The organism is Pseudomonas sp. Sample_14, from assembly GCF_004307515.1.
Classification (GTDB): Bacteria; Pseudomonadota; Gammaproteobacteria; order Pseudomonadales; family Pseudomonadaceae; genus Aquipseudomonas; species Aquipseudomonas atacamensis.
On record NZ_RCOC01000066.1, the window covers coordinates 1 to 14,831 of the forward strand.

Here is a 14,831-nt window from a genome sequence, read left to right on the forward strand (position 1 = left end):
GTTCCGCCCCGCGAAAGCCCCACAGCCATGCCCCCAGTGTCGCCAGTAACGGCAGACCGACCATCTTCACCAGGCTGGAGCTGAGCGCCATCTTGCCGCTCTTGCGCAACGCCGCCAGTGACAGCGTGCCGCCGATACAAATCAGCGCCAGCGGCAACGTGGTCTGCGCCAGATACTGGCCGGAAGTTTCCAGCCAGCCCGGCAGTCCGATCTTGAAGTAAGCAAAAGGCGCCGCCGAAATCACGCTGATGATCAGCGGGTTGCTGAACACGCTTTTGCAGATGCTCCACGGATCGGACTTGATCACCGGGCTGTACACCGCCAGCACGATGGTCGACAACGTGTTGTAGAACAGGATCACCAGCGCCGCGAGAATCGCCCCGAGGGAAATGCCGTAATCGCCGTACATGCTTGCCGCGAGTGCCAGGCCGATCACGCCGTTGTTGCCGCGAAACGCGCCCTGGGTGTAGATGCCGCGATCTTCCCGCGGACATTTGAAAATCGCCCAGCCCCAGGCCACGGCGAAACTCACCAGGGTGGCAAGGGAAAAGTAGATGAGGAGCGAAGGTTGCAGTGCGGCGTGCAGGTCAGCGTGGAGAATGCCGAGGAACAGCAGCGCCGGCATGGTCACGTTGAACACCAGCGACGAGGCGGTGTGGATGAAGTTGTCGTTGATCCAGTCGATGCGCTTGAGCAGCACACCGAGAAACAGCATGGCAAACACCGGCGCGGTGATGTTCAGGGTTTCAAGAAAGATTGCCAGCATGCCGGAGAGCCTTGGGTGAGCGTCGATAGGGGGCTAATGATAAGCCACTTTCACCCTGATCGTTCCCACGCTCTGCGTGGGAACGATCACAGGCACCGCAAGTCCTCCGGCGTCTGGCAGATCGCATTCGCGAGCAGGCTCGCTCCCACATTTGCAATGCATATCCCTGTGGGAGCGAGCCTGCTCGCGAAGAACGATGACGCGGTCTCAGGTAATCGGCGCCGGGTTGAACAAGGTGATGTCGTTATGCAGCTTGTGCTTCTCCGCCCAGGTCTGTTGCTTGCCACTGGCAACATCCAGGTAATAGTGAAACAACTCCCAGCCCAGCTCTTCGATGGTCGCGCGCCCGGTAGCAATGCGGCCGGCGTCGATGTCGATCAGATCCGGCCAGCGCTGCGCCAGTTCGGTCCGCGTCGATACCTTGACCACCGGCGCCATGGCCAGCCCATAAGGCGTGCCGCGACCGGTGGTGAACACGTGCAGGTTCATCCCCGCCGCCAGTTGCAGCGTACCGCAGACAAAATCGCTGGCCGGCGTCGCGCAGAAAATCAGGCCCTTGTGCTTGAAACGCTCGCCCGGGCCGAGCACGCCATTGATCGCGCTGCTGCCGGACTTGACGATCGAGCCCAGCGACTTCTCGACAATGTTTGACAACCCGCCCTTCTTGTTGCCCGGCGTGGTGTTGGCGCTGCGATCGGCTTCGCCCTTGGCCAGGTAACGGTCGTACCAGTCCATTTCCCGTACCAGCTCTTCGGCGACGGTTTGCGTTTGCGCCCGCGACGTCAGCAGGTAGATCGCATCGCGCACTTCGGTGACTTCGGAAAACATCACCGTCGCCCCCGCACGCAACAGCAAGTCCGAGGCATAACCCAGCGCCGGGTTGGCGGTGATGCCGGAGAACGCGTCGCTGCCGCCGCACTGCATACCGAGAATCAGCTCGGAGGCCGGCACTGTTTCGCGGCGGCGCTGATCGAGCTTCTTCAGGCGCACTTCGGCCAGTTCCATGATCTGCTCGATCATTTCGGTGAAGCCGTGACTGGAATCCTGCAAGCGGTACAGCCACGGATCGCTGAGATCCACCGAGGCATCGTCCTCGTGCATCACCTGCCCGGCCTGCAATTTCTCGCAGCCCAGACCGATCACCAGCGCCTCGCCGCCCAGGTTCGGGTTGCGTGCCAGATTGCGCACGGTACGAATCGGGATGTAGGCATCGGTCGCGGTAATCGCCACACCGCAGCCATAACTGTGGGTCAGTGCCACCACGTCATCGACGTGCGGGTACTTCGGCAGCAGCTCTTCCTTGATGCGCTTGACCGCATGATCAAGCACGCCGGTGACGCACTGCACGGTGGTGGTGATGCCGAGAATGTTGCGCGTGCCGACAGTGCCGTCGGCGTTGCGATACCCCTCGAACGTGAAGCCTTCCAGCGGTGCCTGCGCATCCGGCACATCGGTGGACAGCGGCAAGCTGTCCAGCGGCGGCGCGGTCGGCATGCGCAGTTGATCTTCCTTGACCCAACTGCCGCGACGGATCGGCTGCAAGGCGTAGCCGATGATCTGCCCGTAACGAATCACCGGGCCGCCTTCAGGAATATCCTCCAAGGTGACCTTGTGGCTCTGCGGTACGAAATCCAAGGTGACCAGGCCGTCGGCAAACTCGGTACCGGCCGGTACGCCCTGATCGTTGACCACCACTACAACGTTGTCCCGCTCGTGCAGGCGGATGTAGCGCGGCGAGTCGGAATGTTCAATCAACTGCATGACGCCGCTCCTCAGGAATGCGCTTGAGACAAGTTACCGGTGACTTCATTGCCGCCCTTGGCTGGCGGCTCTTTCAAGACCACACGCTTGATCGGGCCGACGATCACCAGATAGCTGAACACCGCGACCAGTGCGTTGGCGCCGACAAACACCAGCGCCCACTTGAACGAACCGGTGGAGCTGATGATGTAGCCGATGACGATCGGCGTGGTGATCGAAGCGATGTTGCCAAAGGTGTTGAACAGGCCACCGCTCAGACCGGCGATCTGTTTCGGCGAAGTGTCGGAGACCACCGCCCAGCCCAGTGCGCCAACGCCTTTGCCGAAGAATGCCAGAGCCATGAAGCCCACGACCATCCATTCCACTTCAACATAGTTGCACGCGACGATGCTGCTCGACACCAGCAGACCGGCAATGATCGGCGCCTTGCGGGCGAAGGTCAGCGAGTGGCCCTTGCGCAGCAGGTAGTCGGAAATCACCCCGCCGAGCACGCCGCCGATAAAGCCGCAGATCGCCGGCAACGAAGCGATGAAACCGGCCTTGAGAATGGTCATGCCACGCTCTTGCACCAGATACACCGGGAACCAGGTCAGGAAGAAATAGGTGATGCCGTTGATGCAGTACTGGCCCAGATACACGCCCAGCATCATGCGGTTGGTCAGCAGCTGACGGATGTAATCCCACTTCGGACCGTCGGACTTCTTGCCCTTCTGATCCATGTCGACCATGCCGCCGTTGTCAGCGATGTGCTTGAACTCGGCCTCGTTGACCCGTGGGTGTTCGCGCGGGCTGTAGATGACTTTCAGCCACACCAGCGAGAACACGATACCGAGGATACCCATGACGATGAACACGTGCTCCCAGCCGAAGCTGTAGACGATCCAGCCCATCAACGGCGCGAACAGCACGGTGGCAAAGTATTGCGCCGAGTTGAAGATCGCCGAAGCGGTGCCGCGTTCAGCGGTCGGGAACCACGCCGCCACGATGCGCGCGTTGCCGGGGAACGATGGCGCTTCGGCCAGGCCCACCAGAAAGCGCAACATGAACAGCGCAACCACTGCCGTGGACATGCCGAATTCACCGACGAAGCCTTGCAGCACGGTGAACAGCGACCAGGTGAAAATGCTCAGGGCATAGACTTTTTTCGAGCCGAAGCGATCGAGCAGCCAGCCACCGGGAATTTGCCCGGCGACGTAGGCCCAACCGAATGCGGAGAAGATGTAGCCGAGGGTGACGGCGTCAATGCCAAGGTCTTTTTGCAGGCTGGAGCCGGCAATGGCGATCGTGGCACGGTCGGCGTAATTGATCGTGGTCACCAGAAACAGCATGAGCAGGATCAAATAGCGGACGTGAGTCGGCTTGGAGGATTGCATGCAGATGTACTCCCACTGATTATTTTTATGCGGGTAAAACATTCTTTGGTCTTGTGCCGCGCAGGGCCTCAGGCGACGGCCCGGCGCGGGTGCAGCGGGGTTACGATCCGATGTAACTGGTCTTCACGACCGTGTAGAACTCTTGTGCATAGCGGCCCTGCTCACGGGAGCCGTAGGACGAGCCTTTACGCCCGCCGAACGGTACGTGGTAATCCACACCGGCGGTCGGCAGATTGACCATCACCATCCCGGCCTGGGAGTGGCGCTTGAAGTGGTTGGCGTACTTCAGCGAGGTGGTGGCGATGCCGGCCGACAAGCCGAATTCGGTGTCGTTGGCCATTGCCAGCGCAGCTTCGTAATCGGCCACGCGAACAATGTTGGCCACCGGGCCGAAGATCTCTTCGCGGCTGATGCGCATCGACGCTTCGCTGTCGGCGAACAGGGTTGGCGCGAGGAAGTAGCCCTCAGTGTCGCAAGTCACCACACCGCCGCCGCTGACCAGACGTGCACCTTCGGACTGGCCGATGTCGATGTACTTCATGTCCTGCTCAAGCTGCGCCTGAGAGACCACCGGACCGATGTCGGTGCCGGCTTTCAGCGCGTGGCCGACCTTGATCGACTTCATGCGCTCGGCCATCGCTTCAACGAACTTGTCGTGAATGCCGGCGGTGACGATCAGACGGCTCGACGCTGTGCAGCGCTGGCCGGTGGAGTAGAACGCGCTCTGCACCGACAGCTCGACCGCTTGCTTGAGGTCGGCGTCGTCGAGAATGATCTGCGGGTTCTTGCCGCCCATTTCCAGCTGCACTTTGGCCTGGCGCGAAACGCAGTTGACTGCGATCTGACGACCCACGCCCACCGAACCGGTGAAGCTGATGCCGTCGACTTTCGGGCTGTTGACCAACGCCTCGCCAACCACGCGACCGCTGCCCATTACCAGGTTGAACACACCGGCCGGGAAGCCCGCGCGGGAAATGATTTCCGCCAGCGCCCAGGCGCAGCCCGGCACCAGATCGGCAGGCTTGAGTACGACGCAGTTGCCGTAGGCCAGGGCCGGAGCAATCTTCCACGCCGGAATGGCGATCGGAAAGTTCCACGGGGTGATCAGACCGACCACGCCCAGCGCTTCGCGGGTGACTTCGACGTTGACGCCCGGGCGTACCGACGGCACATAGTCACCGGACAGACGCAGGCATTCACCGGCGAAGAACTTGAAAATGTTGCCGGCGCGGGTCACTTCACCGATCGCTTCCGGCAGGGTCTTGCCCTCTTCACGGGCCAACAGCGTGCCGAGCTCTTCGCGACGGGCGAGAATCTCGCTGCCGACTTTATCCAGCGAATCGTGGCGGGCCTGAATGCCCGAAGTGGAGTACGCCGGGAACGCAGCGCGAGCAGCGTCGATGGCGGCGTTGACCTGGGTCAGGTCAGCCTTGGCGTAGTCGCCGATGGTGTCGCTGAGTTCGGACGGGTTAATGTTGGCCGAGTAATCGGCACCGGCGACCCATTCGCCATTGATGTAGTTGTCGTAGCGTTTTGCAGTTGTCACAGGGCAGCCCTCAACTCTAAAAGCCTTCACGCAAAAAGCCGCTGATTGCTCAGCGGCCTCGCTTTTCTCGTTTATTGCGCGCCTTGCTTGTCGATCAGCGCGGCGAGCATTTCGTACTCTTCGCCGGTCAGGTCGGTCAGCGGCGCACGCACCGGACCTGCGTCATAGCCGGCGATTTTTGCACCTGCCTTGACGATGCTCACGGCATAACCGGCCTTGCGGTTGCGGATGTCCAGGTACGGCAGGAAGAAGTCGTCGATGATCTTGCCGACGGTGGCGTGATCTTCGCGAGCGATCGCGTGGTAGAAGTCCATCGCGGTTTTCGGGATGAAGTTGAACACCGCCGAGGAGTAGACCGGCACGCCCAACGCCTTGTAGGCAGCGGCGTAGACTTCGGCGGTCGGCAAACCACCCAAGTAGCTGAACCGATCACCGAGGCGGCGACGGATCGACACCATCAACTCGATATCGCCCAGGCCATCCTTGTAGCCGATCAGGTTCGGGCAGCGCTCGGCCAGTCGTTCCAGCAGCGGCGCGTTGAGGCGGCAAACGTTGCGGTTGTAGACGACCACGCCGATGTTGACCGATTTACACACGGCTTCAACGTGAGCGGCAACGCCGTCCTGGCTCGCTTCAGTCAGGTAGTGCGGCAGCAGCAACAGGCCCTTGGCGCCCAGACGCTCGGCTTCCTGAGCGTATTCGATGGCCTGGCGGGTCGAACCACCGACGCCGGCGAGGATCGGCACGCTGGTTGCGCAGGTGTCGACGGCAGTCTTGATGATTTCCGAGTATTCGCTGGCGGCCAGGGAGAAGAACTCACCGGTGCCGCCGGCGGCGAACAGAGCCGAAGCGCCATACGGAGCCAGCCATTCCAGGCGTTTGATGTAGCCCGCGCGGTTGAAATCGCCCTGCGCGTTGAAATCGGTCACCGGGAAAGACAGCAGGCCGGCAGAGAGGATGGACTTCAGTTCTTGTGGATTCATTATTCGAACACCCTGGTAGCAACGTTTTATTGTGAGTGGACCGTTCAGCCTTCGCCGAAGTTGTAGGTCATCGTACAACTTAAAAAATAACCGTCAACTGCATTTCATCGTTGGCAGGGCTTTTTTGTCCGACAAAATCGCTGTCTATGCTTCTGGAAATCGCTGAAAGGCCCGTCCTTGAAGCATTTTCTCGCGGAAATATCTGGTCTGGATTCGTTTAATTCTGAGAGGACCAGCGGCTCGTAAAGTACGTCGACTGCCACGAAGGATCGTGGCGGACCACTCAAAGGAAGCCGCTATGTCGATGCATTTTGCCGCCCCCACCCTCACCCACGTCGCCCCTGCGCAAGACGACTGCGTGACACTTCAGCTCTCGCAACTGCCGGACATCCTCACCGTGCAGGTGCCGGATTCCAGCGATTTCGCAGCGAACTGGAGCGTCTACGCGATTCTCGGCAGTGATGGCGAGGAACCCGAATGGGAAGGTGATGAGGTGGACACTGGCGCCTGGGACGACGCCGAGGATGAAATGGAGAAGCTGTTCGACATCGAGGTGCAACTGCCGAAAGAGGCGCTGCAACCGTATCTGAACCGCGAGGTGGAGCTGCGTTACAAGTTCCGCGATGAGTCGAGTATGGAGCCGTATTCGCAGGCGTTGAGGTTGCGGATCGAGGCGTGAACACGATGTTTCTCATCACCATTTCACGTTTCCAGACGTAGCCGCTTTGCGTGACGACCGTTGGTCAGGACTGGTATTTCTAACAGGTGCGCAAGAAGGGGCGTAACTGAGCTAATGACCGCAGGGGATAGCGAACCGGCCCCTATCGTAGCGCGTCATTACTACGGAATTAAAAGGTTTGATTAGGTATAAAAGGAATTTCAATCATGACTCCAAAAGCAACAAACCTCGCCCCGCCTCAACTTCTCGAAGCCACCGTGCATGACGGGAAACTCAAGCTTTACATCCATAATTTGGTTGACCCTGCTCACGGCATCGTCGAGTCGTACCCAGATGTTATGGAGGGAGACAAGGTCATCTTCGAGGTGAGCACTTCCACAGGGAACCAAGATAAGCAGGAGCTCGAAGTAAAATCACCCACCGATGCCTCATTTGTATTCAATATTGCGAAAAAAATCTTTGCAGAAAAATTTGAGCCGGGTGCCATCGCTACATTGAGCTATAGCGTGCAGAGATCATCTGGTAATACTGCACCGTCTGAAAAGCAGAAGGTTTATCTCGAACTCTGACAACATCACCCCTGCGCCTGCGCCTCTTCATGGGCCTGGCGCAGTCTTTCGCGGCTGTTGGTCAGGTGCAGACGCATCGCCGCACGCGCGGCATCGGAGTCCTGACGGGCAATCGCGTCGTAGATTTCCTCGTGCTCGCGGCTCAGGCGGCCCATGTAGTGCTGCTGGTCATCATGAGCCAAACGCGCCGAGTTCAGCCGCGTACGTGGAATGATGCTGGTGCCAAGGTGGGTCATGATGTCGGTGAAGTAGCGGTTGCCGGTGGACAGGGCGATTTCCAGGTGGAAAGCGAAGTCCGACGACACCGCATCGCTGGCATGGGAGGCGCTTTCGTTCAAGGCATCGAGGGCGGCGCGCATGGTTGCCAGTTGTTCGGGGCTGCGGCGTTGCGCGGCAAGGCCGGCGGATTCGACTTCGAGGCTGATGCGCAATTCGAGAATCGCCAGCACGTCACGCAGGGTGACCACGGTGGCCGGATCGATACGGAAACCGCTCGGGCTTGGCGTGTCGAGGACGAACGTGCCGATGCCGTGGCGGGTTTCCACCTGACCGGCGGCCTGCAGACGGGAAATCGCCTCGCGCACCACAGTGCGGCTGACGCCATGGGCTTCCATGATTGCCGACTCGGTGGGCAATTTGTCGCCACGCTTGAGCAGGCCATCACGGATCTGCTCGCTCAACACCGTCACCAATTCCTGGGCGAGGCTGCGGCGCTTGCGGGGGAGGCGCGGGGTGTCGATCAGCTTTTCCATGGTCTGCATCTTGTCTCGAAAGTTCGGCTTGGCGCCATCATAGCTCAAGCGAGTTGTACGATCACTGGGCAGATTACATTACCCCACTGTGGGAGCGAGCCTGCTCGCGAAAGCGGTGGTTCAGACGACAGATCCGTCGACCAAGACGGCCCCTTCGCGAGCAGGCTCGCTCCCACAGGTGAGTGTTCAGACAGTTATGGCCTGTTCGACCAGACGACCGCTGTCGATCCGCACATGCCGTGGATGGAATCGTTTCAAACTGCTTCGGTGACCGACGCTGACGATGCTCAGACCCGGAATCTCGTCAATCAACGCTTGATACAAGGTCGCCTCATCCTCTTCATCCATCGCCGATGTAGCCTCGTCCATGTACAGCCATTGCGGTGCATAAAGGAGCGCGCGGGCGAAGGCCAGGCGTTGTTGCTCGCCCGGCGAGAGCATGCGCTGCCAGTGATTGGCTTCATCCAGCCGCCCAACCAAGTGCGGCAGACGACAGGTTTCCAGCACCTGTGCATAACGCTCCAGCGCGTAGGTATCGCCCGGCTGTGGATAACTCAACGCTTCACGCAATGTGCCGATCGGCAGATAAGGCTTCTGCGGCAGGAACAGATAACGCGCCGCCGGTAAACGAATATTGCCGTGCCCCGCCGGCCACAAATGCCCCATCGCCCGCAGCAATGTCGACTTGCCGCTGCCGGAACGGCCGCTGAGCATCACGCGCTCACCCGGCTCAACGGTCATGTCAGCGTCGGTCAGCAGGTGACGACCATCGGCCAGATCCAGGCCGAGGTTGTGCACCTGCAACTCACTGCCCTGATTCTGCACGTCGATGGCCGGGGTGCGTTGTTCGTTGTCGCTCATGGCCTGACGGAAACTCAGCAAACGATCACAGGTGGCGCGCCACGCGGCGAGATCCGAGTAGGCGGTGATGAACCAGCTGAAACTCTCCTGCACGTTGCCGAACGCCGAGTTGATTTGCATCAGCTCGCCCAGTTCGATCTTGCCGGACAGATAGCGCGGTGCGGCGACGACAAACGGGAAAATGATTGCGATCTGACCGTAACCGGAGGTGAAGAACGTCAGGCGCTTGGACACGCGCATGATGTCCCAGAAATTGTGCCAGACCAGCCCGAAGCGGTTGCTCAGGCGGCGGTTCTCATTCGGTTCGCCGTTGTACAAGGCGATGCTTTCCGCGTTCTCACGCACGCGCACCATGGAAAAACGCAGGTCTGCTTCGAAGCGTTGTTGCTTGTTGTTCAGACCGATCAGACGGCGACCGATCAAATGCGTCAGCCAACTGCCCACCGCCGCATACAACAGCGCACACCAGAACATGTAGCCGGGAATTTCGATGCCGAACACTTCGATACTGCCCGACACGCCCCACAAAATGATCGAGAACGACACCAGACTGACAATCGTGCGCAGCAGCCCGAGGCCCAGGCTCAGGGTGTTGGCGGTGTAAGTGTTGAGGTCTTCGGAAATCCGCTGGTCGGGGTTATCGGTATAACCGCCCTGCTCCAGCTGATAGTAATTCTTGTGGTCTAGCCAGCGCTTGAAGTGCTTTTCGGTCAGCCAAGCCCGCCAGCGGATCGTCAGCATCTGCGTCAGATACAAGCGATACACCGCGCCGAGAATCGCCACCGTCGCGATGCCGCAGAAATACAGGATCAACTGCCAGAACGCGGCTTCATCCTTTCTCTGCAAAGCGTTGTAGAAATCCTTGTACCAACTGTTGATCCACACCGAGATCGCTACGCTGAACAGCGTCAGCGCAATTACGGCAATCAGCAACGTCCAGGCCTTGCCCTTCTCTTCGCTGCGCCAGTAAGGCGTGGTCATCGCCCAGACTTTGCGAAAAAACTGCCCGCGCACAGCATCGTTGACCGCGGAATATTCAGCGTTCTGATTCATGGATAAGGCTCGATAGTAAAAAGAACGGACACGCGCCGATCATAGATGATCGGCGCGTTTTATCGCGAGGGCTGGCGATAGTCGTTCAGCGCAGGTTCAGCGACGAACCGGACGCTTCTGCAATTTGCGCTGCAAGGTGCGGCGGTGCATGCCCAGCGCGCGGGCCGTGGCGGAAATGTTGCCTTCGTGCTCGGTGAGCACGCGCTGGATGTGCTCCCATTGCAGACGATCGACCGACATCGGGTTTTCCGGCACCAGACTGTCGAGGTCGGCATGCTCGGACAGCAGCGCGGCCAGCACGTCGTCGGCATCAGCGGGTTTGCACAGGTAGTTGCAGGCGCCACGCTTGATCGCCTCCACCGCTGTGGCAATGCTCGAATAACCGGTGAGGATCACCACGCGCATTTCCGGATCGAGCTCCAGCAGCTTGGGCAGCAGGACCAGACCGGAGTCGCCGTCCATTTTCAGGTCCAGCGCGGCGTAGTCAGGCAGATCGGCCTGGGCGATGGTCAGGCCTTCTTCAGCGGAACCGGCGGTGCTGACGCGAAAGCCGCGGCGGGCCATGGCGCGGGCCATGACGCGGGTGAAGGTCGCGTCGTCGTCGACCAGCAGCAGATGCGGCAGTTCTTCGCCTTCGACTTGGATTTCGTCACTCATGTTGGTCTCCTCGGGCGCCGTGGGGCAGGCGCAGCTCGGTGAGCGTGCCGCCTTCCTCATGACTATAGAGTTTCACTGAGCCGCCGGCGCGTGTCACGCTGGCCTTGCTCAAAAACAGGCCCAGGCCGAAACCTTTGCCCTTGGTGGTAAAAAACGGCTTGCCGATCTGCTCGGCGATGGCCAGCGGCACACCGGCGCCGTGGTCGCGAATGCTGATGGTCAAAGTCTCTGCGTCCCAGTCCAGCGTCACCTGGAGATTTTCCGGGCAGGCGTCGGCTGCATTGTTGAGCAGATTCAGCAAAGCCTGGGTCAGATCCGGCGGCGGCGCCATGCGCGGCACCGCACCCTGGCCAAGACGCTGGAAGCGATAACTGGCTTCCGGGCGCATCAGGTGCCAACGGTTCAACGCCTCGTCGAGCCAGTCGGTAACGTCCTGCATCTCCACCGCCAGACGCCGATTGGCCTCAGCGGCGCGGACCAGTTGCTGCAAGGTTTCCTTGCACAGTTTGACTTGATCCTGCAGCACCTTCAGATCGTCCTGCAGCAACGCATCGGGGTGATCCTGCTGCATTTCCTTGAGCAGCACGCTCATGGTCGCCAGCGGTGTGCCCAATTCATGCGCCGCACCGGCGGCCTGGGTCGCAACGGCGAGCAGCTGCTGATCGCGCAAGCCTTCTTCGCGGCGAATCGCGCGCAGCTCTTCCTGCCGACGTAGCTCTTCAGCCATGCGCGCGGCGAAGAACGTGATGACCGCAGCAGCCAGGGCAAAGCTCAGCCACATGCCGTAGATCTGCAGATTCTCACGGGCGACCGGCAGGGTTTCCAGCGGATAGAAACGCGTCAGCATCAGCGTGTACAGCGCCAGCGCGATACCGGACAGAATCACCGAATAACGCCACGGCAAGGTCACCGCCGCGATGGTCAGCGGCACCAGATAATAAGAAACAAAGGGGTTGGTCGAACCGCCGGAGAAATACAGCAGCGCACTGTGAATCACCAGATCGCAGGCCAGTTGCAGCGCGTATTCGAGCTCGGTCACCGGCCACGATGTGCGCAGGCGCACGGCAGTGAACACGCAGAGCAGAATCGAACAGCCCAGGGTCATCGCCAATTGCACCCAGGGCAACGGCAACAATTGCAGCCAGTAGGCCAGACCCACGGACCCGGCCTGCGCGGCGAGCACCAGGGTGCGGATGAAAGTCAGCCGCCAGAGGTTCTGGCGAGTGGCGGAAGTCAGTTGTACGGGGGCGAGCATGAGCTCTCCTGATGAGCGCTCCAGGCGGATCGCACGGAGTATAACCAACGCGCGGGGTTCAGAGGCGAAAGTGCGGCAAACGACCACACGTACCAGCCTGTTACAAACGGAGAGTTGTTCACTGAAGAAAACCGACCGTTCACGCATTGGCCGGTTTCGGATCGGTCACGCTACTTGCGATGAAGAAGCGATCTATGGTTATAAAAAAACCTGATTAATGGTTGTACAGTTCCGCCTGTCGCATGGAGACCGCGTGATTCCAGGCGTCCTCCAGCAACGCGAATTCTCCCTTTTCACTTCCGTGATGGTAAACAACATAGGTGTCATAGGTCCCTTTACCAACAAGCGAAACCGTGTATCCACCAGCTCTAGCATCTTGCTTTTCCTGTTCACTAGCCATGTCGTTATTCCTTTATCGATAAATGGATTTTGATCAATCATTTTAAACAGCAGGTACTGTTGCACTTGCCCGGCCGATGCTTGATCAGGCTCGATAACTTGTCCACTGTCAGAAATTACAGGTCTAGACGTGTTGCCAACGAATACTCGCGCAGGTATCTGTATAGAAGTTGTAACTGGGCGAACCGGATCATAGAAGTTAGAGTCTGATGGTTCACGCAGGCCGCGACCCATCACCTGCGCCTCATTCAAGGAGCCTTCATGCACACATTTCGCCGCAGCGCCGCCCTCCTCGCCCTGACCGTCGGCAGCGTCGCCAGCCTTCCGGCGCTGGCCGCCGATGAGCTGCACTACAACCAGATTTCCCTGCGCGCCGAAGTCAGCCAGGAAGTGGCCCGCGACCAGATGATCGTGACGCTCTATACCGAAGAGCAGAACACCGACCCGGCCAAACTCGCCGCCGCCATCAGCACCACCATGAACAAGGCCACCGCCCAGGCCAAACAAGTCAAAGACATCACCTTGCGCACGGGCAGCCGCAACAGCTATCCGATCTACGACACCAAAGGCCAGAAAATCACCGGCTGGCGCGAACGCGCCGAACTGCGCCTGGAAAGCACCGACTTCGCCGCCCTGTCCAAACTCACCGGCGAGCTGCTGACCGACCTGAAAATGGGCGGCATGAACTTCGCCATCGCCGACCCGACCCGCAAGGCCAGCGAAGACCAGTTGCTCAAAGAAGCCGTCACTGCCTTCAAGACCCGCGCCCAACTGGCCACCGACGCCCTGGGCGGCAAGGGTTACAAAATCGTCAACCTGAACCTCAACAGCAACGGTTATCCACAACCGTACCTGCGCGCGCCGATGATGATGAAAGCCGCGGCCATGGATTCCGCGCCGGTGACGCCTGAGGTCGAAGCCGGCACCAGCCAGGTCAGCATGACCGCTGATGGCTCGATTGAAGTGCTGATGCAGTGATTTGAGCTTGGCTGAATGAAGGACCGGCAATCAGTAAATGGTTGCCGGTTTTTTTGTGCCTGGGTTTTGTAGTGAATGATCCACCGCTTTCGCGAGCAGGCTCGCTCCCACAGGTTGAACGCATTTGAATGTGGGAGCGAGCCTGCTCGCGAAGAACGATAGCGCGGTTTCAAGCGTGCGGATCAACCCGATCCAGCGCCCGATTCACCGCCAGCTCCGCCAGCATGATGATCTGCTGAATCGCCAGCGCCGTATTGCGCTGCGGCCTACCAAGCTGATCGGCGAAATCGCTGGCCAGCGTATTGGCTGAAGCGAGGGATTCGCAGGCGTGGGCAAGCAGGCTTTCAGTGTCGATGTCGGGCCGGATCAGAAACATCGTGCCGGGCGGATGGGGTTTGCCGGGTGGCGGGCAGAGATAGAAATCGAGGGCACGCTTGATGGCTTCGCGGTTCTTCGCGAGATCGTCGGCGCGCAGCGCGGCTTCAAGGGGGGTTGAGGTTTCTTCGGGTGGGTCGGGGACTGGTTTGGTCATTAAATAGCCCTACTTTGCTAAATGAACGCCATCACCTGCCGTTTCTCACGCGGCGAAGTGGGTGGCAACTATGTGCGGGGTGAGAAACCGGAAAAATAGGAAAACCGGCCAGACCGAAGTCTGCCCGCACACAGTCGCCATATCGCTATTGCAGACAACTGAAGAGCTGGCGGCAATTATGCGGACATGCGCACTGAATCACTAATTTTCCGGGTTCTCACACCCGATCGCTGAACAACCAGCGACGACCCAAGCCTAGAGAGCGGACGTCCGACGGACAACCTGAAAACCTTGTGGGAAGGTTCGGGTTATTGGGCATCGGAATTAAACAAACTCAATCCCTCGGAGCCCTGGACGTGCCGCATCGCGAGCAGGCTCACTCCTACAAAAGCCAAGGCAAAGCAGCGCAGCTGCCCGCGGCGAAGCCGCCCCACTCCACAATGAGCGCAAGCTCGAGTACCGCTTTTGATCTTGATCCACCGGCGACGTCGGAAGGCTGAGTGGAGGGATTAATCCGGGCGTGGGAGCGCAGCGACCGTTCGACGAAGGCGAACACAGCGGAAGGAGGTGCAGCGAAGCAAACCGTAGCCGCTGCGCCCGGATCAGTCCCGGAGCGAAGGAACCCGAGCCTGCGAGGGCCGAACGTAGGAGCAAGCCTTTTCGGTTA

General features: G+C 59.8%; 14 protein-coding genes. 3 read left to right on the top strand and 11 right to left on the bottom strand.

The window, feature by feature from the left end; genetic code table 11:
• From D8U61_RS15460 to kdgD, 5 genes are all read right to left on the bottom strand, one after another.
• On the bottom strand, nt 1-766 hold a 766-nt coding region (locus tag D8U61_RS15460), incomplete at its 3' end, for an AEC family transporter (RefSeq protein WP_130927232.1).
• 207 nt (nt 767-973) lie between these two features.
• Nucleotides 974-2,527 (bottom strand): galactarate dehydratase, encoded by a 1,554-nt coding sequence (gene garD / locus D8U61_RS15465; RefSeq protein ID WP_016771706.1) that lies wholly within the window; start codon nt 2,525-2,527, stop codon nt 974-976.
• Between the two features lie 11 nt (nt 2,528-2,538).
• Entirely contained in the window at nt 2,539-3,900 is a 1,362-nt protein-coding gene (locus D8U61_RS15470; protein WP_125927107.1) for an MFS transporter, read from the bottom strand.
• A gap of 100 nt (nt 3,901-4,000) precedes the next feature.
• Nucleotides 4,001-5,446 (bottom strand): aldehyde dehydrogenase family protein, encoded by a 1,446-nt coding sequence (locus D8U61_RS15475; RefSeq protein WP_071174379.1) that lies wholly within the window; start codon nt 5,444-5,446, stop codon nt 4,001-4,003.
• Between the two features lie 71 nt (nt 5,447-5,517).
• Nucleotides 5,518-6,429 carry a 5-dehydro-4-deoxyglucarate dehydratase gene (kdgD, locus tag D8U61_RS15480; protein WP_007915340.1) on the bottom strand — a complete coding sequence of 304 codons (912 nt, stop codon included), beginning with the start codon at nt 6,427-6,429 and terminating at the stop codon, nt 5,518-5,520.
• Nucleotides 6,430-6,727: 298 nt separating this feature from the next.
• Here kdgD and D8U61_RS15485 point away from each other — a divergent pair, with 298 nt between their 5' ends.
• Complete coding sequence (locus tag D8U61_RS15485) at nt 6,728-7,108, top strand: hypothetical protein (RefSeq protein ID WP_130886928.1); 381 nt, start codon at nt 6,728-6,730, stop codon at nt 7,106-7,108.
• A gap of 206 nt (nt 7,109-7,314) precedes the next feature.
• Nucleotides 7,315-7,677: a hypothetical protein gene (locus tag D8U61_RS15490; RefSeq protein WP_130886929.1), complete on the top strand. Its 363-nt coding sequence runs from the start codon at nt 7,315-7,317 to the stop codon at nt 7,675-7,677.
• Nucleotides 7,678-7,682: 5 nt separating this feature from the next.
• On the opposite strand, the gene D8U61_RS15495 is transcribed toward D8U61_RS15490, so the two are convergent.
• The 5 genes from D8U61_RS15495 to D8U61_RS15515 form a co-directional block, all read right to left on the bottom strand.
• Nucleotides 7,683-8,429 carry a FadR/GntR family transcriptional regulator gene (locus tag D8U61_RS15495; protein WP_024011597.1) on the bottom strand — a complete coding sequence of 249 codons (747 nt, stop codon included), beginning with the start codon at nt 8,427-8,429 and terminating at the stop codon, nt 7,683-7,685.
• 186 nt (nt 8,430-8,615) lie between these two features.
• Nucleotides 8,616-10,343, bottom strand: coding sequence for an ABC transporter ATP-binding protein/permease (locus D8U61_RS15500; RefSeq protein WP_130927233.1), 1,728 nt, complete (start codon nt 10,341-10,343; stop codon nt 8,616-8,618).
• 96 nt (nt 10,344-10,439) lie between these two features.
• Nucleotides 10,440-11,000 (bottom strand): response regulator transcription factor, encoded by a 561-nt coding sequence (locus D8U61_RS15505; RefSeq protein ID WP_003221630.1) that lies wholly within the window; start codon nt 10,998-11,000, stop codon nt 10,440-10,442.
• A complete protein-coding gene (locus tag D8U61_RS15510; protein ID WP_016771713.1) occupies nt 10,993-12,255 on the bottom strand; it encodes an ATP-binding protein in 1,263 nt (420 codons plus the stop codon). The genes D8U61_RS15505 and D8U61_RS15510 overlap by 8 nt, the downstream gene beginning before the upstream one ends.
• A gap of 214 nt (nt 12,256-12,469) precedes the next feature.
• Nucleotides 12,470-12,655, bottom strand: coding sequence for a hypothetical protein (locus D8U61_RS15515; protein WP_041477960.1), 186 nt, complete (start codon nt 12,653-12,655; stop codon nt 12,470-12,472).
• Nucleotides 12,656-12,915: 260 nt separating this feature from the next.
• Between D8U61_RS15515 and D8U61_RS15520 the strand changes: the two genes are divergently transcribed.
• Entirely contained in the window at nt 12,916-13,632 is a 717-nt protein-coding gene (locus tag D8U61_RS15520) for an SIMPL domain-containing protein (protein WP_130927234.1), read from the top strand.
• A gap of 169 nt (nt 13,633-13,801) precedes the next feature.
• Here D8U61_RS15520 and D8U61_RS15525 read toward each other — a convergent pair whose 3' ends face one another.
• A complete protein-coding gene (locus D8U61_RS15525) occupies nt 13,802-14,164 on the bottom strand; it encodes a DUF6124 family protein (protein ID WP_024011594.1) in 363 nt (120 codons plus the stop codon).
• Between the last annotated feature and the right edge of the window lie 667 nt (nt 14,165-14,831).